General features: G+C 71.2%; 18 protein-coding genes. 10 read left to right on the top strand and 8 right to left on the bottom strand.

The genetic code is table 11. The annotated features are described in order from the left end of the window. Positions 1–157: 157 nt before the first annotated feature. The gene (gabT, locus tag ACGFIV_RS03545; protein ID WP_392831571.1) at positions 158–1,555 is read right to left on the bottom strand and encodes a 4-aminobutyrate--2-oxoglutarate transaminase; all 1,398 of its coding nucleotides are present in this window, start codon (positions 1,553–1,555) and stop codon (positions 158–160) included. A gap of 130 nt (positions 1,556–1,685) precedes the next feature. On the opposite strand from gabT, the gene ACGFIV_RS03540 reads away from it, so the two are divergent. Continuing rightward, entirely contained in the window at positions 1,686–3,128 is a 1,443-nt protein-coding gene (locus ACGFIV_RS03540; protein ID WP_392831569.1) for a PucR family transcriptional regulator, read from the top strand. Here ACGFIV_RS03540 and ACGFIV_RS03535 read toward each other — a convergent pair. Next, positions 3,125–3,727, bottom strand: a complete 603-nt coding sequence (locus ACGFIV_RS03535) for a TetR/AcrR family transcriptional regulator (RefSeq protein WP_358560192.1) — start codon at positions 3,725–3,727, stop codon at positions 3,125–3,127. The two genes, ACGFIV_RS03540 and ACGFIV_RS03535, sit on opposite strands and share 4 nt — an antisense overlap. Positions 3,728–3,998: 271 nt before the next feature. Between ACGFIV_RS03535 and ACGFIV_RS03530 the strand changes: the two genes are divergently transcribed. Then, positions 3,999–5,426 (top strand): aldehyde dehydrogenase family protein, encoded by a 1,428-nt coding sequence (locus tag ACGFIV_RS03530; protein ID WP_358560190.1) that lies wholly within the window; start codon positions 3,999–4,001, stop codon positions 5,424–5,426. Between the two features lie 46 nt (positions 5,427–5,472). Here ACGFIV_RS03530 and ACGFIV_RS03525 read toward each other — a convergent pair whose 3' ends face one another. Together ACGFIV_RS03525 and ACGFIV_RS03520 are read right to left on the bottom strand one after the other, a co-directional pair. Beyond that, complete coding sequence (locus ACGFIV_RS03525; protein ID WP_392831565.1) at positions 5,473–6,525, bottom strand: trypsin-like serine peptidase; 1,053 nt, start codon at positions 6,523–6,525, stop codon at positions 5,473–5,475. Positions 6,526–6,576: 51 nt separating this feature from the next. Beyond that, positions 6,577–7,692 carry a trypsin-like peptidase domain-containing protein gene (locus tag ACGFIV_RS03520; RefSeq protein WP_358549219.1) on the bottom strand — a complete coding sequence of 372 codons (1,116 nt, stop codon included), beginning with the start codon at positions 7,690–7,692 and terminating at the stop codon, positions 6,577–6,579. Positions 7,693–7,996: 304 nt separating this feature from the next. Here ACGFIV_RS03520 and dxr point away from each other — a divergent pair, with 304 nt between their 5' ends. The 7 genes from dxr to ACGFIV_RS03485 all read left to right on the top strand — a co-directional run bounded on the left by dxr (position 7,997) and on the right by ACGFIV_RS03485 (position 15,650). Beyond that, positions 7,997–9,244 carry a 1-deoxy-D-xylulose-5-phosphate reductoisomerase gene (gene dxr, locus ACGFIV_RS03515; protein WP_358549222.1) on the top strand — a complete coding sequence of 416 codons (1,248 nt, stop codon included), beginning with the start codon at positions 7,997–7,999 and terminating at the stop codon, positions 9,242–9,244. Positions 9,245–9,442: 198 nt separating this feature from the next. Next, a complete protein-coding gene (gene ispG, locus ACGFIV_RS03510; RefSeq protein ID WP_358549224.1) occupies positions 9,443–10,615 on the top strand; it encodes a flavodoxin-dependent (E)-4-hydroxy-3-methylbut-2-enyl-diphosphate synthase in 1,173 nt (390 codons plus the stop codon). A 159-nt stretch (positions 10,616–10,774) separates the two neighbouring features. After that, the gene (locus ACGFIV_RS03505; protein WP_392831560.1) at positions 10,775–11,836 is read left to right on the top strand and encodes a PP2C family protein-serine/threonine phosphatase; all 1,062 of its coding nucleotides are present in this window, start codon (positions 10,775–10,777) and stop codon (positions 11,834–11,836) included. A 166-nt stretch (positions 11,837–12,002) separates the two neighbouring features. Next, positions 12,003–13,571, top strand: coding sequence for an alpha/beta hydrolase (locus ACGFIV_RS03500; protein WP_358549230.1), 1,569 nt, complete (start codon positions 12,003–12,005; stop codon positions 13,569–13,571). 47 nt (positions 13,572–13,618) lie between these two features. Then, entirely contained in the window at positions 13,619–14,461 is an 843-nt protein-coding gene (locus ACGFIV_RS03495) for a GNAT family N-acetyltransferase (protein ID WP_392831614.1), read from the top strand. 44 nt (positions 14,462–14,505) lie between these two features. Then, on the top strand, positions 14,506–15,258 hold the full coding sequence (locus ACGFIV_RS03490; protein WP_358549232.1) for a HipA family kinase: 753 nt from the start codon (positions 14,506–14,508) through the stop codon (positions 15,256–15,258). Further along, positions 15,255–15,650 carry a DUF3037 domain-containing protein gene (locus ACGFIV_RS03485; protein WP_358549235.1) on the top strand — a complete coding sequence of 132 codons (396 nt, stop codon included), beginning with the start codon at positions 15,255–15,257 and terminating at the stop codon, positions 15,648–15,650. Before ACGFIV_RS03490 ends, ACGFIV_RS03485 begins: the two co-directional genes overlap by 4 nt. Here ACGFIV_RS03485 and ACGFIV_RS03480 read toward each other — a convergent pair. From ACGFIV_RS03480 to ACGFIV_RS03470, 3 genes are read right to left on the bottom strand one after another with little or no spacing between them, the layout of a single operon-like run. Next, on the bottom strand, positions 15,634–16,518 hold the full coding sequence (locus ACGFIV_RS03480; RefSeq protein WP_358549238.1) for a TIGR03619 family F420-dependent LLM class oxidoreductase: 885 nt from the start codon (positions 16,516–16,518) through the stop codon (positions 15,634–15,636). The two genes, ACGFIV_RS03485 and ACGFIV_RS03480, sit on opposite strands and share 17 nt — an antisense overlap. Positions 16,519–16,530: 12 nt before the next feature. Next, positions 16,531–17,778 carry an LLM class flavin-dependent oxidoreductase gene (locus ACGFIV_RS03475; protein ID WP_358549241.1) on the bottom strand — a complete coding sequence of 416 codons (1,248 nt, stop codon included), beginning with the start codon at positions 17,776–17,778 and terminating at the stop codon, positions 16,531–16,533. 13 nt (positions 17,779–17,791) lie between these two features. Beyond that, positions 17,792–18,643, bottom strand: coding sequence for an alpha/beta fold hydrolase (locus tag ACGFIV_RS03470; protein ID WP_392831550.1), 852 nt, complete (start codon positions 18,641–18,643; stop codon positions 17,792–17,794). Positions 18,644–18,764: 121 nt separating this feature from the next. Here ACGFIV_RS03470 and ACGFIV_RS03465 point away from each other — a divergent pair, with 121 nt between their 5' ends. Then, positions 18,765–19,592 (top strand): LLM class F420-dependent oxidoreductase, encoded by an 828-nt coding sequence (locus ACGFIV_RS03465; protein ID WP_358549246.1) that lies wholly within the window; start codon positions 18,765–18,767, stop codon positions 19,590–19,592. Here the strand turns inward: ACGFIV_RS03465 and ACGFIV_RS03460 are convergent. Continuing rightward, on the bottom strand, positions 19,574–20,905 hold the full coding sequence (locus ACGFIV_RS03460) for an alkyl sulfatase dimerization domain-containing protein (protein ID WP_392831546.1): 1,332 nt from the start codon (positions 20,903–20,905) through the stop codon (positions 19,574–19,576). The two genes, ACGFIV_RS03465 and ACGFIV_RS03460, sit on opposite strands and share 19 nt — an antisense overlap. Positions 20,906–20,949 lie beyond the last annotated feature (44 nt).

The following is a 20,949-nucleotide window of genomic DNA, read 5'->3' as shown; positions in this document are numbered from 1 at the left end:
TGATCGAGTGTCTCGTACCCGAACCGTTATAGCCCCATTACCGCCTGTGATCGACTAGGCCGATGTCAAGGACGGGTTAAATCGCCGGCATCGGGCGCGCCGTATAACAACAAAAGGGGCACCCAGCAGCAAGCCGGGTGCCCCTTTTGTGATGCTCCTAAACGGACGAGATGGCCTTCTCCAGGATGGACAGGCCCTCTTCCAGCAGGTTGTCGGGGATGGAGAGCGGCGGAAGGAAGCGCAGCACGTTGCCGTAGGTGCCCGCCGTCAGCACGACCAGCCCCTCCGCGTGGCACCGCTTGACGATCTCTCCGGTGAGCGCCGCGTCCGGCTCCTTGGAGCCGGGCACGACCAGCTCGATCGCGATCATCGCGCCGCGTCCCCGGACGTCGCCGATGACGTCGAAGCGCTCGGCCAGCGCCCGGAGCCGGGGCAGCATGAGGTCCCCGATCTCCCTGGCCCGCTCGACGAGGTTGTCGGCCTCGATGGTGTCGAGCACGGCCAGCGCGGCCTCGCAGGCCAGCGGGTTGCCGCCGTAGGTGCCGCCGAGGCCGCCGACGTGGACGGCGTCGAGCAGTTCGGCCCTGCCGGTCACGGCCGCGAGGGGCAGGCCGCCCGCGATGCCCTTGGCCGTGCAGATGATGTCGGGCACGATGCCCTCGTCCTCGCAGGCGAAAAGCCGGCCCGTACGGGCGAAACCGGTCTGCACCTCGTCCGCGATGAAGACGATGCCGTTGGCCCTCGCGTACTCCACCATGGCGGGCAGGAAGCCGCGGGCAGGCTCGATGAAGCCGCCCTCGCCCTGGATCGGCTCGATCACGATGGCCGCGACGTTCTCCGCGCCGATCTGCTTGTTGATCATGTCGATGGCCTGCGCCGCGGCCTCCTCGGCGCAGTTCTCGGGCCCGGTCGGCCACCGGAAGGGGTACGCCATGGGCATCCGGTACACCTCGGGGGCGTACGGCCCGAAGCGGTGCTTGTACGGCATGTTCTTCGCCGTCAGGGTCATGGTCAGCAGCGTGCGGCCGTGGTAGCCGTGGTCGAACACCACGACGGCCTGGCGGCCGGTCGCGTGCCTGGCCACCTTGACGGCGTTCTCCACGGCCTCCGCGCCCGAGTTGACCAAAAACGAGCGCTTCTCGTGGCCACCGGGGGTGAGCCGGTTGAGCTTCTCGCAGACCTCGACGTACGACTCGTACGGCGTGACCATGAAACAGGTGTGGGTGAAGTCGGCGACCTGCCGCTGGACCCGCTCGACCACGCGCGGCGCGGCGTTGCCCACGGTGGTCACCGCGATGCCGGAGCCGAAGTCGATGAGAGAGTTGCCGTCCGCGTCCACGACCACGCCGCCGCCCGCGTGGGTCACGAAGACCGGCAGCGTGGTGCCGATGCCCGGCGGGACGGCCGACCGCTTGCGCGCGAACATCTCCCGCGACTTCGGGCCGGGGATCTCGGTGACCAGGCGGCGCTCCTGCGGAAGCGAGGGACCGCCTCGCGTGATGGGCTGGTGCCCGGCTGCGCCCGGCTGCTCGTGTACGTCACGGTCGATGCTCATGTCTGCGACGCTACGGCCACCGCGCCCGGGTGCCGACCTGGCGACATGGCACAATATGGCCATCCTGCTTGTCCAGGATGTACAAGTAACGACTGTTCTGGGGGCTGGAATGGCTCCGACCTTACGGCGTGTGGTGGCCCTGGCGCCGCTGCGCCTGCGGGTGCGCGCCGGGGAGGGCGCGATGGACCGGCCGGTGCGCTGGGTGGCCGTCAGTGAGCTTGAGGATCCCACGCCCTTCTTGGAGGGCGACGAGCTGGTGCTGACCACCGGGATGCGGCTCGGAGCGCGGGACGCCCGGCCGTACATCTCCCGGCTCGTCGCCCGGGGGGTGGCCGGGCTCGGGTTCGGCGTCGGGCTCGGGCACGACAGCGTGCCGCCCGAGTTCACCGAGGCCGCGGCCGGCGCCGGGCTTCCCTTGGTCGAGGTGCCCAGGGAGACGCCGTTCATCGCGATCGGCAAGGCCGTCAGCGAACTGCTCGCCGCCGAGCGGTACGACGAGCTCAGCAACGCCTTCGCCGCGCAGGGCCGGCTGACGCGCGCCGCGCTCCAGGCCGATGGCATGGGAGCGGTGGTCGAGCGGCTGGCCAGGGAGATCCACGGCTGGGCCGTGCTGCTGGACGAGACGGGAACGCTGATCCACGCGGCGGGCGCCGGGGCCGTCGAGGGCACCCACCTGGCCGGGCGGGAGCTCGGCCGGCTCCGGGCCACAGGCTCGCCCGCCAGCCTCGCGCTTTCCGGGCCGTACGAGCACGTCATCGTGCAGCCGCTGGGGGACCAGCGGCGCATCAGGGGCTTCTTCGCCGTCGGGTCGGACCGGCCGTTCTCGCCCGTCGGGCACACGGTCGTCAACACCGCGAACTCGCTGCTCACCCTCTCCCTCGAACAGGGCAGGGACCAGCTCGCCGCCGTGCGGCGGGTGCGTTCCGCGGTGCTGCGCCTGCTGCTGGCCGGGGACCGGCAGGCCGCCGAGGGGATCCTTGACGCGGTCGGCGGCGAGCTGCCCGCCGGGCCCGTCGTGGTGCTGGCCTGCGAGCCACGCGACGCCGAGGCGCTCCAGGACACGCTGCCGGGCTTCACGGCTCCCTGGGGAACGCGCGTGGTCGTCCTGGCCGCGTTGGAGGAGGCCGATCGCCTCGCCGAGATGGCCGCCGGGGCAGGGCGGGCGGGGGTGAGCGGGCCGGTCGAGCTGTCGGAGCTGGCCACCGGCCTCGACCAGGCCGAGCGTGCCCTCGCCTCGGCCGCTCCGGTCATGCGGTTCGCCGACCTCGCCGGTCAGGGGCTGCTGTCGCTGGTCGATCCGGCCGCGCTGTCGGCCTTCTCCACCTCGCTGCTCGCCCCGCTCAGGGAGTACGGCTCGCGCGCCGATCTGGTGGAGTCACTGCGGGCGTACCTCGCGTGCAACGGCCACTGGGACGCCGCCGCGCAGCGGCTCGGCATCCACCGGCACACCCTTCGCTACCGCATGCGGCGGGTAGGCGAACTGCTCGGACGCGACCTGGACGACCCGGCCTCACGTGCCGAGCTGTGGATGGCCCTGTCGGTGAGCGGCGCCACCGGCCCGCAGGGCCGCTAGAAGTTCACCGGGATGGAGTCCTTGCTCACCAGGTAACGGCTGATGGCGGCCAGGGTGACGGACAAGTAGACGCCGTCGTCCCTGAGATGGCCGGCGCGTTCGAGGCTGACGGCGCCCTGGGCCGCCGCCCACAGGCAGTCGGCGATCTTGCGGGGCTGGGTGGGCACCAGGTAGCCGGCGGAGATGCAGTCGGCGATGGCCCGGTCGAGGACGTTGACCGCGGCCCTCGCCAGCGTGCGTGCCCGCTCGCTCGGCTCGAAGCCCGGGATCGCCTTCTCGAACATCACGCTGTAGTAGCCGGGCTCGGCCAGGCAGGCCTCGCGGTACGCCGGGCCGAGGGAGGTGAGGTACTCCAGGGGGTCGGGGTGGCGGGGAACCGCCGCGAGCCTGCGCCGGAAGCGCTCGAAGCCCTCCAGGTACAGCGCCTCGGCCAGACCTTCCTTGTTGCCGAACGTGGTGTACACGACCGTGGTCGAGCAGCCCGCCTCGGCGGCGATGCGCCGCACGGTGAGGCTGTCGGGACCGTCGGTGAGGAGCAGGTCTCCCGCCACGTTGATGAGACGGGCGCGCAGTTCGTCCTGGGAGGTCTGGCTCCCCAACGCGTACGCCCCTTGGAGGCCAAGCGGCGCCGGCGAACCCATGAGCTACCTAGCCCCTTCTCCCCAAAGGATCCCACGCGGACCCGCATGGTGACTTAACCACGTGCGGAGTCCTTCAAACCGTCATGCGACAGAAAAGATCCTGAAATTGCGGCATGTCCGTTATGGAAAGGGGAAAATACGTTCCTTATGCGGAATGTAGCGGTCGGGGCCGCCGCTTGTCCGTACTGGAGTAGCGCCCCCGGCGACCTGGTGGCATACGGTCGGGGACATGGACGTACGCCCCTTCTGGCTCTCCGGTTCGCCCGCCACGGGCGACGCCGAGCTCACGGTGACCAACCCCCATGACGGCCGGGTCGTCGGCATCGCCTCCGTGCCGTCCCCCGATCAGGTGGAGCAGGCCGTGGCGGCCGCGCACGCGGTGCGCAAGGAGGCCGCCGCCCTGCCGATCCACGTGCGCGCGGAGGCGCTGGCCCACGTCTCGCGGCGACTGTCCGAGCGCGCCGAGGAGATCGCCCGGCTGATCAGCGCGGAGAACGGCAAGCCGATCTTCTGGGCGCGCGGCGAGGTCGGCCGCGCGGTCGCGACCTTCCGCTTCGCCGCCGAGGAGACCAGGCGCTTCAGCGGCGACGTCCAGCGGCTCGACACCGAGGCCCCCGCCGAGGGTCGCCTCGCCTACCTGTCGCGCCAGCCTTACGGGCCGGTGCTGGCCGTCACGCCCTTCAACTTCCCGCTCAACCTGGTGGCACACAAGGTCGCCCCGGCCATCGCGGTCGGCGCGCCGGTGATCGTCAAGCCCGCCCCCGCGACCCCGCTCTCGTCGCTGCTGCTCGGCGAGATCCTCGCCGAGACGGCCCTCCCCGCGGGCATGTTCTCAGTGCTGCCGGTGCCGAACGACCGCGCGGGCGCGCTGGTCGAGGACCCGCGTCTGCCGGTCGTGTCGTTCACCGGCTCCGGGCCCGTCGGGTACGCCATCAAGGACCAGGTGCCACGCAAGCACGTCACCCTGGAGCTCGGCGGCAACGCCGCCGCGGTCGTGCTCGCCGACGCCGACCTCGACTGGGCGGCCACGCGCATCGCGCTGTTCTCCAACTACCAGGCCGGTCAGAGCTGCATCGCCGTCCAGCGGGTGATCGTCGAGGAGTCCGTCGTCGAGGCGTTCACCTCCAAGCTCGTCGCCGCCGTCGAGAGCCTTGTCGTCGGCGACCCGGCCGACGACAAGACGCAGGTCGGGCCGCTGGTGTCGGTCGACGCCGCCGAGCGCGTGGAGCGGTGGGTGGCCGAGGCCGTGGCCGGCGGGGCCCGGTTGCTCGCCGGAGGCGGCAGGGACGGCGCCACCGTCGCGCCCACCGTGCTCGCGGAGGTGCCCGGCGACGCCAAGGTCATCCGCGAGGAGGTGTTCGGCCCGGTGCTGGTCATCCAGCCGGTCTCCTCGGTGGACGAGGCGTTCGCCGCCGTCAACGACTCCAAGTACGGACTGCAGGCCGGCGTGTTCACGCGCGACCTCGGCATCGCCTTCCGCGCCGGCAAGGAACTGGAGGTCGGCGGGGTCATCATCGGCGACGTGCCGTCGTACCGCGCCGACCAGATGCCCTACGGCGGCGTCAAGGAGTCGGGCATCGGCCGCGAGGGCCTGCGCTCGGCCATGGAGGACTTCACCTACGAGAAGGTCATGGTCCTCACCGGCCTGACCCTTTAGGAGGCCGTGGTCCCGGCCGGCCGTGGTCTTGGCCGGCCGGGCCGGGTCACGCGCGCTGGGCGAGGTCGAACAGCCGCCTGGCCTGGTCGCCGAAGTAGGGGCCGTACATCGTGCCGTCGTCGTCGCTGTACTTGAAGCTGCTGACCGACGTCACGACCCCCTGGCCGGTCTCGGGGTCGAAGGAGCTCAGCCACGGGCCGCCGCTCGACCCGGCCGTGAGGTCGCACCTCATGCCCTGGTCGCGGGTCTGGCCGTGCGGGTCGTGGTGGAGGTCGCCCGCGCAGTAGATCAGGTGCCTCCCGTCGTAGGGCGGGTCCGCGGGGAAGCCGAACCCGAAGGCGCGCCCGCCACGCGGCACACCGAACCCGATCTCCTGGCCGCCGACCGCCTCGTTCAGGTGGAGCCCGCCTGAGGGGTTGACCGCGATCATGCCCACGTCGTAGCTGTCGTCGCCGCTCTCTGACCAGGGCTCGGGGACGAGCATCCGCCGGGCCGTGAACACCCCGTACGGCTGCCGCCCCGGCTCGTAGGCCGGCACGAAGGTCCAGTTCTCGGCCCAGGGGCCCGAGCCGTCCTTAGCGCAGTGCCCGGCGGTGACGACGACGTCCAGGTTGCGGCTCCTGACAGAGCTCGCCGAGCAGACGTAGTCGAGGCCGCGCAGCGTGAGGAACACCCGGCCGGTGGTGCGTCTCACCGCGCCTCCGGCGGCCCATCGCGCGCCGCTGATGTTCACGCCGGGGGCGCTCGCGCCCGAGGCGGAGGAGGCCGGGACCGCCGAGGGCCGCCGGACGCCGGACGCCAGCTCGCCGATCTTCGCGACGGCGCTCGGCACCCCGGCGGGCAGCGCCCGCGCCATGCGCCGGGCGGTCCAGTAGCCGAGCACCCGGCGCTGCTCGGCCCCGCTGCGGGCGGCCACGTGCTGGACGACGCCGGTCGACGCGAGAGACGACGCGAGCGAGGTGAGTGACAGGGGAGACGGAGTCGCGTTCCTCGTGACGGCGTGGCCGGCTCCGCTGGGTGCCGCCGGGCCGGCGGGCAGGACGCCCGCCGGCCCGGCGAGCAGCGTCACGGCGGCGATCAGGGGGAGGATCGGGGTCATGGCTCCCGAGTTTGGACTACCGAACGTGCCCTTGCGGATACTTTCGGTAAATCAGGTGGCGTCCTGGTTCTGGGCGGAGGTGTAGACGGCCTGGGCCTCCGGACCGAAGTACGGCCCGAACATCCAGTACGGCGCGAAGTTGTACTTGAAGCTGTTCACCGAGTTCAGCGTCCCGAGGCCGGTGCTCCGGTTGAAGCTCGTGAACCAGCCGCCCCCGCTGGAGCCGCCGGTCATGTCGCAGCTGAGCCCCTGGTCGGTGGAGATCAGGTAGTCGTCGAACACCCTGCCGCCGCAGTAGATCAGCTTCGACCCGTCGTACGGGCTCGCGGCCGGGTACCCGAAGGCGTACATCTGCTGGCCGCGCGCCTGGTTGAAGGCGATGCCCTGGCCGCCCACGACGTCGACGAGGCGCTCGCCGTTCAGCGGGGCGACGACGGCCGCGGCCACGTCGTAGTTCATGTCCTCGCTGGTGTTCCACTGGGTCGTGGTGAGCAGGTTGGTGGCCACCCAGGTGCCGTACGGGCGGGCCCCGTCTCTGTAGCCGGGGACGAACACCCAGTTGGTGTGGAAGGTGCCGCCGAGCTTCACGCAGTGCCCGGCGGTGAGGACGACGCTCTTGTTGGCGCTGCTGACGGCGGTGCCCGAGCAGGAGGCGCCGCGTCCCTGGTAGGTGAAGAAGACGCGTCCCTCCGTCTTCACGATGGCGCCGCCCCCCGCCCAGGGGGCTCCCGTCGAGCGTGCGGCCATCACGGACACGGGGGTGGGCGAGGCGGACGGGGTCGCGGCCGGGGAGGGCGAGGCGCTGGGCGAGGCCGAGGTCACGGGCGGGGGCGGCGTGGTGGGCGTGACGGGCGCGGCCGGGGTGTCGGCGCGCTTCACGCTGTGGGAGCCGGGGGCCACGGAGCCGGCCCCGCCGCTCGGCGCGGTGGTCGTGCGCCCGCCACGCGACCTGACGAGGTCGAGCGGCCTGGCGGCGGCCATCTTCGCGGGGGTCCAGAACCGCTTCACGACGCCTTGCTCGGTCTTGCTGTCGGCGGCGTCGTGGACGACGGGCCGCGGGGCGGACGGCTTCGCGGCCTCGGCGATGGGGGCGTTCAGCAGGATCCCCGCCGCCGCCAGGGGTGATATGGCCAGGATCGGGATGAGACGTCGTGCCTTGCGATGCATGCGGTCCTCCGTGCTTTGTCGCGCTCGCCGGGCACGCGCCGGGGTCGTGCCCGTGGGGGCGGCGCGCTGGGTGCTTGCTCGTGCCCGGCTCCCGCTGTGATCGGGTGCCATGTCCTGACGCGGGAAGGTAGTAGGGCCGAATGCCGCATTTCTCGCGATTCACCGAGACCGGTATGGCGGGAATCGGGCATTCAGCTGCTGCTTTCTCACCCGTCGCTGTGGTGACGGAAATCGGACCGCCGGCGCGTGCGGGCACGTTGGCGGAGGCTCGGCGAGGGGAGCGTGCCGCCGCGATAATGGGGACATGCAGACCCCTCTCGCAGACCCGGCCGATCTGGCGGGCGCCGCCGGTCCCGCCGATCTCGTGGGCCCGGTGTCACTCCCCGGCCCGGACGAGCCGCGATCGATCGTCGTGCTCGGCTCCACCGGATCGGTGGGCACGCAGGCGCTCGACGTCATCGAGCGCGACCCTGGGCACTTCCGCGTCGCCGGGCTGGTGGCGGGCGGCGGGCAGGTCGACCTGCTCGCCCGTCAGGTCGAGCGGTTCCGCCCCGAGGTGGTGGCCGTCGCCGACGAGCGCGCCGTTCCCGCGCTGCGCGAGGCGATCGGGCCGGCGCGCATCCTCGCGGGTCCCGAGGGAGTGGCCGAGGCCGCCGCCTGGCCCTGCGACATCGTCCTCAACGGCATCACCGGAGCGGTCGGCCTCACCTCGACCCTCGCCGCGCTGGAGGCCGGGCGGGTGCTGGCGCTGGCCAACAAGGAGTCGCTCATCATCGGCGGCCCGCTGGTGAAGCGGCTGGCGGGTCCGGGCCAGATCCTGCCGGTCGACTCCGAGCACTCGGCGCTCGCGCAGTGCCTGTGGGCCGCCGGGCCGTCCGGGTACGACCCGGAGGTGGTGCGGCGGCTCGTCGTCACGGCGAGCGGCGGGCCCTTCCGCGGCCGCAGGCGGGCCGAGCTGACGGAGGTCACCCCCGAGCAGGCGCTGAAGCATCCCACCTGGGACATGGGCACGGTGATCACGCTCAACTCGGCGACGCTGGTCAACAAGGGTCTGGAGGTCATCGAGGCGAGCCTGCTGTTCGACATCCCCTTCGAGCGGATCACGGTGGTCGTCCACCCGCAGTCCGTCATCCACTCGATGGTGGAGTTCGTGGACGGCTCGACCATCGCGCAGGCCAGCCCGCCCGACATGCGGCTGCCGATCTCGCTCACTCTGGGGTGGCCGTCCCGGGTCCCCGGCGCGGCCAAGGCCGTCGACTGGACCACCGCCCACACCTGGACCTTCGAGCCCCTCGACGAGGAGGCGTTCCCGGCGGTGGCGCTGGCGCGGCACGTCGGCTCCCAGGGCGGCACGGCTCCGGCCGTCTACAACGCGGCCAACGAGGTCTGCGTGGAGGCCTTCCTGGCGGGGAAGCTGCCGTTCCTCGGCATCGTGGACACGATCGCGGCGGTCGTCGGGGAGCACGCCGTGTCGCCGGCCGGTTCGGTGGCCGAGGTGCTCGACGCGGACGCCTGGGCCCGTGCCAGGGCCCGGGAGCTGACGGCCGGGTAGCCTGGCCGGGTACGACGGCCGGGCGGACGGAGGGACGGCCGGGCGGAGGGGCGGCGGCCGGGTGAGCTGGGCAAGTTGGGCACCAGCTTCCAATGCTCCGGTAAGCGGCTTTCTCGACATCCGTAACTCGCTGGTCGGCCGGGGTACCTAAACTGGGTAGGTCTTAGCGCGTCGCCGACCACCAAGGTGCTGGAAAATATGACATCTGTTGATCTGGGGATTCCCTCGGTACGGAGCAAGCCGATCGCCGAGCGGCGGATGTCGCGGCAGATCATGGTCGGTTCGGTCCCGGTGGGCGGGGACGCGCCCGTCTCGGTCCAGTCGATGACCACGACGCTCACCTCCGACGTGAACGCGACGCTCCAGCAGATCGCGGAGCTGACGGCGTCGGGCTGCCAGATCGTCCGGGTGGCGGTGCCCTCGCAGGACGACGCCGACGCGCTGCCGGCCATCGCCCGCAAGTCGCAGATCCCGGTGATCGCCGACATCCACTTCCAGCCGAAGTACGTCTTCGCGGCGATCGAGGCCGGCTGCGCGGCCGTCCGCGTGAACCCCGGCAACATCAAGAAGTTCGACGACAAGGTCGGCGAGATCGCCAGGGCCGCGGCCGACACCGGCACCCCCATCCGCATCGGTGTGAACGCCGGCTCCCTGGACCCCCGCCTTCTGGCCAAGTACGGCAAGGCGACGCCCGAGGCGCTGGTCGAGTCGGCGCTGTGGGAGTGCTCGCTGTTCGAGGAGCACGGCTTCCGCGACATCAAGATCTCGGTGAAGCACCACGACCCGGTCGTCATGATCCAGGCGTACCGCCAGCTCGCCGCGCAGTGCGACTACCCTCTTCACCTCGGCGTCACCGAGGCCGGCCCGGCGTTCCAGGGCACGATCAAGTCGGCGGTGGCGTTCGGGGCCCTGCTGGCCGAGGGCATCGGAGACACGATCCGCGTCTCGCTGTCCGCGCCTCCGGTCGAGGAGGTCAAGGTCGGCATCGGCATCCTGGAGTCCCTCAACCTCCGCAAGCGCGGGCTGGAGATCGTGTCCTGCCCGTCGTGCGGGCGGGCCCAGGTCGACGTGTACACCCTGGCCGAGCAGGTGCACGCGGGGCTCGACGGCCTCAAGGTGCCCCTGCGGGTCGCCGTGATGGGCTGCGTCGTGAACGGCCCCGGTGAGGCCCGCGAGGCCGACCTGGGCGTCGCCTCCGGCAACGGCAAGGGCCAGATCTTCGTCAAGGGCGAGGTCGTCAAGACCGTCCCTGAGTCCCGGATCGTGGAGACCCTCATCGAGGAGGCCCTGCGCCTGGCCGAGGAGATGGGCGTGGACGTCGACCTCGACGACGACGAGGACGCTCCCGGCCCGGAGGTCTTCGTCCGCTGACTCCGCCGGTCCCCGGGCCGGATGCTGCGAGGAGCGTCTCGCCCGGCAGGGGAGGGAGTGCTCTTCCTGGGCGGGGACGTGTGGGTGTATGCAGGAAGAGTGCCATTTCGGCAGAGCCTGTCGGATCTTCACCGGTCGCGGTGGCCCGGTAACGCGCTGGTGGCGATACCTCTCGCGCTGATCGCGGCGATCACCCTCGCCGACGTCATCACCCCGCGAGAGATCACGCTGAGTCCTCTTCTGGTCACGGCTCCCGCGATCACGGCCTCGTTCGCGGGTCCCTGGCTCACCGGCCTGGTGAGCGTCGTCACCATCGCGGACGAGGTGCTGCTCGGCCTGCGCAATGAGATGCTGGCCACGCGGCCCATGCAGACGCAGTTGGCGGCCCTGGTCGTGGTCTCGGCGTTCCTTGTGATCTTCTCCTTCGTGCGCGACCGGCACCAGGAGGAGCTGATCCGGGTGCGCTCGGTCTCGGAGGCCGCGCAGCGGGCCCTGCTGCGGCCCCTGCCCGCGGGTCTCGGGCCGCTCCGGCTCGCCTCGGTGTACCTGGCGGCCGAGGAGGAGGCGCAGATCGGCGGCGACCTGTACGCCGCCGCCCGTACACCGACGGGGGCCCGCGTCGTCATCGGGGACGTGAGGGGCAAGGGCCTTCCCTCGGTGTCGGACGCCGCCCTGCTCCTCGGCGCGTTCCGGGAGGCCGCCCGCCGCCACGCGACCCTGCCCGACGTCGTGCTCCACCTGGACGAGAGCGTGCGGGCGGATCTCGAGGAGCACGCGGAGGAGTTCGCGGACGCCTGCGAGAACTTCATCACGGCGGCGGTGCTGGACATCCCGGACGACCGGCAGGTGGTCGAGGTGATCGACTGCGGGCACCCCCCGCCTCTGCTGCTGCGCGACCGTCAGGTCATGACCCTTCAGGTCGCCCAGCCCGCGCCCCCGCTGGGCCTCGGGGAGCTCTCCCAACCCGGTTACCACGTCCAGACGTTCGACTTCAGGGCCGGTGACACCCTGCTGCTGTACACCGACGGCGTCATCGAGGCCCGCGGCGACGCCGGCGTCTTCTACCCGCTGGCCGAGCGGGTGACGGCGTGGCCGGGGGACGGCCCGGAGACGCTGGTCGAGCACGTGCGCGACGACCTTCTCGCCTACGTCGGCGGGCGGCTCGGCGACGACGCCGCCATGGTCGCGATCCAGCGCCTGCCCGAACGAGAGCCCGGGTGAACCCGTCCTGAAGCGCTGATCATCATGATCCCTGCGACGGATCTCCCGGTCCCACGTTCCGCAATCGGCCGACTACGGATCGGTAAACATTGGGCCGGGTCACCGGTGGCCGTACGCTCTGATCCGGAAGCATCACCCTCTGCCACAAGAGCAGAGGGAGTGACGTGTGAAGCGGGTCTTCGGCGTAGCGGCGATTATGACGGTGCTGGTCACCGGGCTGACAGGAGGGACCAGTGGGGCGTCGGCGGCTCCACGTGCCGGCGTGGCCTGGGGGCCCTGCCAGGGGCCGAGATCGGTGGTGGAGGTCGAGTGCGCGTCCGTGAGGGTGCCCCTCGACTACGCGAAGCCGGGTGGGCCGACCATCGGGCTGGCGCTCAACCGCATCAAGGGGTCGGCCTCTCATGGGCACGTGCTCCTGGTGAACCCCGGCGGGCCTGGGGCGTCGGGCGTGGGCCTGTCGCGGTACGTCGCCGCCGCGCTGCCCAAGGACGTCTCGGCTCGCTACGACGTGATCGGGTTCGACCCGCGGGGCGTGGGGAGCAGTGAGCCGGCGCTGACCTGCGCCGACCCCAAGGAGCACTTCGCGGCTCCCCGCGTCGACCAGGTGCCGAGCAACGACGCGGCGGAGTCCGCGCTGCTCTCGCGGGCCAAGCAGTACGCCGAGGCGTGCGGCAGCCGCTGGTCGTGGCTGCTCCCGCACCTCACCACCGAGAACTCCGCCCGCGACATGGACATGATCAGGCAGGCGCTCGGGCAGCAGAAGCTCAGCTACCTCGGCTACTCGTACGGGACCTACCTCGGCGCCGTCTACGCGACGCTGTTCCCGAACCGGGTGAGGCGGCTGGTGCTGGACAGCGTGGTGGACCCCGAGGGTGTCTGGTACGACTCCAACATCGCCCAGGACTACGCCTTCGACCGGCGGCACCGTGACTTCCTCGACTGGGTGTCCCGGCACAACGACGTCTACCACCTCGGCCGCACCGCGACCGAGGTCTCGGCGGCGTGGTACGCCATGCGCGCGCACCTCGGCGCGCGACCGGCGGGCGGGCTCGTCGGGCCGAGCGAGCTGGACGACATCTTCACCGTGGGCGGGTACACCAACGCCGTCTGGCCGCAGTTCGCCGGCGCGTTCGCCGGCTACGTCAAGAAGGGGAAGCCCGAGGGCCTGGTGGCCGCGTACAACCAGCACGTCGACCACGACGCGGCCGCGGAGAACAACTACGCGGTCTACCTCGCGGTCCAGTGCCGCGACGCCGAGTGGCCGCGCGACTGGTCGCGCTGGTGGTCCGACACGCTCAAGGTGAACGCCAAGGCGCCGTTCATGGCCTGGTCGAACGCCTGGTACAACGCTCCCTGCGCCTTCTGGCCGGAGAAGGGCGGGACGCCGGTCCGCGTGGGCGGCGTCGCCCACCTGCCCTCGGTCCTGCTCATCCAGTCGAGGCAGGACGCGGCCACGCCGTACCCCGGAGCGCTGCGCGTGCGCGGCCGGTTCCCGAGCTCGCGGCTGGTCGTCGAGGCCGGGGGCAACCACGGGGTGTCCCTGGGGGGCAACACCTGCGTCGATCGCTACCTCGCCGCGTACCTGCGGGACGGAAGCGTTCCCGGCGGTGCGGCGCAGGCTCCCGGGCACCAGCCCGACGCCACCTGCCCGACCGGGCCCGAGCCCCGGCCGATCGTCCCGATGTCGGCGGGGCCCGGCCACCTTAGGCTGACGAAGGTGATTCTCGGCCAGTAGGGTCGGTTCGTTCCAAAATCGGGGCGGTCGCGTAGGCTAAGCCCGTGATGCTGCGAACATCGGCGTCGCGCGTGCTCGACGATCAGGACCGCGAAGAGGTGCTCTCGATACTCGACGCGGACCCCGTCGCCAACGTCTTCGTCGCCTCCCGGGTCCGGTCCGTCGGGCTGAGCCCGGCCCGGCTCGGCGGACAGATGTGGGGATTCGGCCCGCGCGGCGGGCTGACCTCACTGTGCTACGCCGGGGCCAACCTGGTCCCGGTCAACGCCGGGCCCGAGGCCGTGCAGGCCTTCGCGGACCGTGCCCGCAGGCAGGGCCGCCGCTGCTCGTCGATCGTCGGCCCGGCCGACGCCGTCGAGAAGATCTGGGAGCGGCTGGAGCCCTACTGGGGACCGGCACGGGCCATCCGCTGGGCCCAGCCGGTCATGTCCACCTCCTCGCGGTCGCCCGTCCCCCCCGATCCACTCGTACGTCAGGTACGCCCGGATGAATTCGCCACGCTGCTCCCCGCATGCGTGGCGATGTTCACCGAGGAGGTCGGCGTCTCCCCGGATCTCGGGGACGGCGGCGCGCTCTACCGGTCGCGGGTCGCCGAGTTGATCCGCATCGGCCGCTCGTTCGCCCGCATCGAGGACGGCCAGGTCGTCTTCAAGGCGGAGGTCGGGGCGGTGACCCCCCAGGTCTGCCAGATCCAGGGCGTGTGGGTGCATCCGGACCGGCGCGGGCGTGGCCACGCCGTGGCGGGCATGGCCGCGGTCGTCGACCAGACCCTGCGGCATTTCGCGCCGACGGTGACGCTGTACGTCAACGACTTCAACGTCCCGGCGCGGGCGGCGTACCGCAGGGTGGGCTTCAAAGAGGTCGACACGTTCATGTCCGTGCTGTTCTGATCCTGTGCTGATCTCGCGCTCCTGGGCGTCGGTACCCTGGGCGAGTGCTCGAACAGGTGACCGCGACGCGCTATGTGACCCCGCTCCGGGAGGGCGGGTCGCTGCCGGGCGTCGTCGAAGCAGATGACCTTGGTACCTATGTCGTGAAATTTCGTGGTGCGGGGCAGGGGCGGCGGGTGCTCGTCGCCGAGATCATCTGTGCCGAGCTGGCGCGCGGGCTCGACCTGCGCACCCCCGACCTGAGGATCGTCGATCTGGACCCGCAGATCGGGGCAAGGGAGCCCGATCAGGAGATCCAGGACCTCCTCAACGCCAGCGAGGGGCACAACCTCGGGGTCGACTTCCTCCCCGGCGCGCTCGGCTTCGACCCGCTCGCCTGGACCCCCGACGCCGCCTTCGCCTCGCGGGTGCTCTGGTTCGACGCGCTCATCCACAACGTGGACCGCAGCTGGCGCAACCCGAACCTGCTGGTCTGGCACGGCGACACCTGGCTGATCGACCACGGCGCCGCCCTGTGGTTCCACCACAACTGGCGCACGGCCGACCCGCAGCGCCCCTTCGACGCCCGCGATCACGTGCTGGCGCCGTTCGCGACGCGCATCGAGGAGGCCGACGCCGAGCTTCCCGGCCGGATCACCGAGGACCTGCTCCGTACGGTCGTGGACCTCGTCCCCGGCGAGTGGCTCGACGGCGAGCCGGGCTTCGAGGACGCGGCGGCCGTGCGCCGGGCGTACGTCGACCATCTGCTGGCCCGCGCCCACGGCCCGCGTGCCTGGCTCCCGGCGGTGGCGCGATGAGCGAGCTGTACGTCTACGAGTACGCGGTGATCCGCGTCGTGCCGTGCGTGGTCAGAGGCGAGCTGATCAACGCCGGTGTGATCGTCTACTCCCAGCCGTGCGGCTACCTGTGCGCCCGTACGGATTTGGACGAGGCCCGGCTGCGCGCCCTGGACGACAGCGTGGACCTCGGGGGGCTGCGGCGGGCGCTGGCCGCGTACGAGCGGGCGTGCTCGGAGGACGCGGGACCGCTGCGCGGGGAGCCGCTCGGCAGCCGGTTCCGCTGGCTCACCGCGCCTCGCAGCACGATCGTCCAGACGGGGCCCGTCCACGCGGGACTGACCGCCGATCCGGCCGCCGAGCTGGAGGCCCTGCTCGACCGGCTCGTCCGCAGGGTCACATCCGCGCGATGATCTCCTCCGCGAATCGCTCCATGGTCGCGATCTTGAGGTCGAGGGTGCCCTCGCCGTGCTCGGCCTTCTCCTCGGGGGTGGCGAGCCACCACGGGGCGGCCAGGGTGCCGGTGACGCCCTTCCCGGCGATCCTGCGGTAGGTCTCCGGGTCGGGCATGACGCCGAGCGCCGCGATGATCTCCAGGTCGTCCTCCGGCCTGCCGTACTCCTTCAGATACGTGCGGAGATGGGCGAGCACGACGTCCAGCTCGGCCTCGGAGTACACGCGGTTGCCGATCCAGCCGTCCCCGGCGCGGGCCGCCCGGCGCAGCGCGGCCTCGCTGTCACCGCCGACCAGGAACGGCACCGGGCGCGAGGGCACCGGCGCGATCGACAGCGGGCCGAAGTCGTAGTGCGCGCCGTGGTGCTCCACGGTGCCGCCGGTCCAGAGCTCGCGCAGGACCGGGATCATCTCGTCCAGCCGCCTGCCACGGGTGTGGAAGTCCTGCCCGGTCTGCAGGAACTCGTCCTCGCACCAGCCGACCCCCACGCCGAACGAGACCCGGTCGCGGGAGAGCACGGCGGCGGTGGAGACCTGCTTGGCGACGGTGAACAGGTCGCGGGCGGGCGCGATGTAGACGTTGGGGGCGAAGCGCAGGCGCTCGGTGACGGCGGCCATCGCCCCGATGGTGACCCAGACGTCGGGCCAGTGCGTCGCGGCGTTCCAGCGCGGCGCGCCGCTTCGCGAGTAGGGGTAGGGCGAGCGGTAGTCGGCGAAGAAGATGTGGTCGGAAAGGGTGAGGGTGTCGATGCCGCACCGTTCGGACGCCTTGGCCAGCTCGATGAACTGGTCGGTGTCGGTGAACGACGCACCCAGCCAGAAGCGCATGCGGTCCCGTTCTCAGCCGGTGAACTCGGGGATGACCTTGGTCGCGAACATCTCCAGGTTGCGCTTGACCGTGTCGAGCGGGAGCACCCCCTGCTGGCCCTGCATGAACAGGCCGAACCACTCCAGGTCGGGCATGCGGTCGAGCATGCGCTGGATGCCGCGCTTGACGTCGTCGGGTGTGCCGAGCAGGGCCAGTTCGACCTCGTTCATGCGCTTGTAGTCGCCCTTCTCCGGGGAGATGGGCTTGTGCCGGTCGTCCTCCTGCTTGCGCAGGACCTCCAGGTAGCCGAAGGGCCCGAAGAAGGCGGCGAAGTCCTTCTGCATCGGGCCGTACGTGGCGATGGCCTCCGCACGGGTGTCGGCCATGCCGACGACCTTCAGGATGCCGGTGTGCTCGCCCAGCTTGTAGTCGCGCCCGCACTTGGCCGATTCCTCCTGGTAGAGCTTGGCCTTGGCGGCGTGCTCGTCGGGGTTCGGGGTGAACATCCACGGCAGGATGTTCTCCTGCGCGGCCCTGATCACCGACCGGTCGCTGATCGTGAACGGCTGCCACAGCTCGGGATAGGGGTCCTGGTACGGCCGGGGGCTCACCGAGACCGCCTGGAGCTTGCCGTCCTCGGACACCTCGCCGGGGGCGCCGAAGGTCTTGGTCCACTCCAGCGCGGGCCAGCCCTCGATGCCGTCGTAGGGCGAGGGCACCTCGTAGTCGAGCGTCTCGCTCTTGTAGCGCAGGGTCTCCTGCGTCCACGCCAGCTTCATGATGTGCAGGATCTCGCCGAACACGTCGAAGTTGCGGTTGTCCGACGCCGAGCCGTCCGACCGGGCCGCCGAGGCGTGCCAGCGCTGGCCGAGGACGTTCATCCACCGGTTCTGGTAACCGCGCGCCACGCCGAGCCGGAGGCGTCCCTTGCAGAACTGGTCGAGCAGCGCGACGTCCTCCGCGGCCCGGATGGGGTCCCAGGCGGGCAGCACGAGGCCGAGGGGCGCCAGCAGGATGCGCTCGGTGCGCGCCGCGAGGTCGGTGAGGACCATCAGCGGGTTGACCGAGAACTCGAAGCCCTCCGAATGGAAGTGGTGCTCGGTCATCATGAGGGCGTCGAAGCCGATCTGGTCGGCGTGGACGGCGATCTCGCGGACCTCGTGCAGCAGCTTCTGGTACGACTCGGTGTCCCGGCCGATCGGGCGCCTGGCCCGGGCGTTCTCCTCCTGGCTGTACCCGGAGCCGGGGATCTGCGGGTTGAGCATTATGGAAAATTTCACGGCAAACGTCTCCTCATGCGCGAGCGCCGGCGAGCGCCTTCAGCCAGTTGTTGACGACGAGGAGGAACTCCGCCGGGCGTTCCTCGTGCAGCCGGTGGCCGCTGCCCTCCCAGACCACGGTCCGCGAGCGGGGGTCCTTGAACAGGCCCGACTCCCAGGCGGCCTGACGGGGGTCGAACCAGAAGCTCAGCACCGGGCGGTCCCTGCGTGCCAGGTAGCCGTCGGAGCCGGGCCGCACCCCGATCGCGCCGGGCACCGCGAACATCGCCTCGAACGCCTCCACGAGCACGTGGGGCGGAGTGGCGAGCGTGCGCCTGCGGTGCCACTCCCTGATGAGCGGGGGAGTGGCGGGCGTGTACGACCACCGGTCGATCTCGACGGCCACGGCGCCGGTGTCCCCGTCGCGCAGGGCCGCCACCATGGCGGGGAAGCCCGAGGCGAGCGGTTCGGCGAAGCCGTACCCGGGATCGACCGTCACCAGCGCGCGCACCGCCTCGGGATGCTCGACGGCCAGATGGGAGACCACCTGGCCGCCCATGGAGTGGCCGACGGCCACGACCGGGCCCGTGCCGAGCCCGGTGAGCAACTCGGCGAGGTCGGCGGCCATCCGGCGCGGGGTGTTGCCGGTGTCGCGGGAGGAGGAGTATCCATGGCCTCGGAGGTCGACGGCGATGACGCGGTGCCGCTCACGGAGCTTCGGGATGTGATGTGACCATTCATGGGAGTCCGACCCCCATCCGTGGACGAGCAGCAGCACCGAGCCGTGACTCGCGCGATCGGTGTCACCCGGGTCGCTCGTGTCATCCGTATCATCCGTATCATCCGTATAGAACAGCCGCACGCCGTCGACATCGGCGAATGCCATTTGAGCGCCCTTCCTATGAGGACTTCCCGCCAGGCAAGCTACCCTAGGAATGCTAACCGAGCAATCGCTTGTTTAACCACGCGGGGTTCGTCACAGGGTTCTTGAGGGAGAGGACGGCGTCATGCGGCTGGGCGTCACGATGTTCACCACCGATCAGGCCATGCCCGTCGCCGAGTTGGCACGAGCGGCCGAGGAGCGGGGTTTCTCCTCGCTGTACGTGCCCGAGCACACCCACATCCCCATCTCCCGCAGGACCCCGCCCGCCTCCGGGCAGGACGTGCTGCCCGAGGAGTACAAGCGGACCCTCGACCCGCTGGTGGCCCTCGCGTACGCGGCGGCCGTGACCGAGCGCCTCACCGTCGGCACGGGCATCATGCTCGCGGCGCAGCGCGATCCCCTCGTCACGGCAAAGGCCGTCGCCACCCTCGACCACCTGTCGGGTGGGCGCTTCGTCCTCGGTGTCGGTTTCGGCTGGAACGTCGAGGAGATGGAGGACCACGGCGTGTCGTACGGCTCGCGCCGTGACGTCGCCCGTGAGCACGTACTGGCCATGAAGGAGCTGTGGAGCCGGGAGGTCGCCGGCTTCGAGGGACGGCACGTGCGCTTCGAGCCGTCCTGGTCGTGGCCGAAGCCGGTCGGCGGGCCACCGGTCTACATCGGGGGCGCGGCGGGCCCGAAGATGTTCGCGCACGTCGCGGAGTACGCCGACGGCTGGATACCGATAGGCGGCAAGGGCGTGAAGGACGCGCTCCCGGCCCTTCGCGAGGCGTACGAGAAGGCCGGAAGGGACCCTGCGACGGTCAGGGTGATCCCGTTCGGGACCGTGCCGAGCCAGGGGAAGCTCGACTACTACGCCGGGCTCGGCATCGAGGAGGTCGTGTGCAGCCTCCCGGCCGCCTCCGCCGACACCGTGCTGCCGATGCTCGACGGCTACTCCTCCTTGCTCTGAGCCCGGGGCACCCACCACATCTGACCGCTCGCGATCTCGTGGTACACGTCGAGCAGGTCCTTCTGGGTGGTCACGCTCCGCGACTCGGCGGCGGCCCAGGTGTACACCCCGCGCGACATGGTCGAGGTCTCCTGCCGCACGCGCAGCGCGTAGACGCGGGCCCGGACCTCGTGCACCTTGTGGTCGCCCGGGTCGGCCTGCATCGCCAGCTCGGCCAGCTGGCACGCCAGCCGCAGGTCCCCGTCCGCCGCCGCGGTGGCGGCGCGCGCGGCGAGCACCGGGGCGCCCCCGGCGAGCTCGGCTAGGGCCGAGGCCAGCACCTCGTCGGGCGCCGGCTTGAGGTGCGCGGGGTTCCCGTCGTGCCAGCCGCCGTACAGCCGCCAGATGTTGCGCACGACGAACTCCGGCTCGTCGTAGTGCGGCTGAAGGTAGGGACGGTCCGCCAGCGCCTCGGGCGGTTTCACGGTGTGGATGATCTCGTCGAGGCGGGCGCCGGCGTTCATCATCTCCAGCGTCTGCTCGACCAGACTGTCCAGGTAGTCCGCCGTGTCGGTCAGCGCCTGCCGTACCCTGCCCGCCCCGGCGATGGGCAGGCCGTGGCCGGGCAGCAGCACCTCCGCGTCCAGGGCGGCCATCTTCCGCAGCGCGACCGCCCACTCGTCGGGGTACCGCTGCACCTTCTGCGGGTTGCCCGCGTTCGGGGTGACCCAGATGAACAGGTCGCCGGTCAGCAGCACCCCGCGCTCCGGCAGGAACGCCCAGGTGGCGTCGTCGGTCTCCCCGCGCGCGTGGTGCATCTCGAACGTGACGTCGCCGAGCGAGACCCGTATCTCGTCGCGGTAGGTCAGGTCGGGCTGCCGGTAGGCCGTCGGCCAGGTCATCTGGGTGAAGCCGAACTGCCGCTGGTTGATCACCGTGTTGTGGCCGGCCGTCCTGGCGTACCGGGTGAACCGGGCGGCGACGTTCTCGTGCGCGATGACGCTCGGGCGGGGACCGTCCTCCGCGTCGAAGGGATCCATGCCCGCGACGTGGTCGAAGTGCCCGTGGGAGAAGACGGCGTAGCGGACTGGCTCATCCGACCAGGCCCTCATGGCCGCGTGCATGTTCCGCGCGTCCACGTTGTTGCCGGTGTCGAACAGAGCCAGGCCGCCATCGCCCCGGATGCCGTAGACGTTGCCGAACGCGGGCCACATGACCACGCGATCGGCCACCTCCTGCACCCCCCTCGAGCGCAGGTCCCGCAGCGGCACCTCCTGCGGCGTCACCGACCCGCCCCAAACACTGTCCGCATGGTCGAGGATCGGTGTTGTCATGGTCCAAGCCTGTCGCGGACACCCCGCCGGCAGCAGTAGGGAGC

Source organism: Sphaerisporangium sp. NPDC049003, from assembly GCF_043197795.1.
Classification (GTDB): Bacteria; Actinomycetota; Actinomycetes; order Streptosporangiales; family Streptosporangiaceae; genus Sphaerisporangium.
The sequence above is the reverse complement of the archived record's forward strand: the minus strand, read 5'-3'. Positions and strand labels throughout refer to the sequence as shown.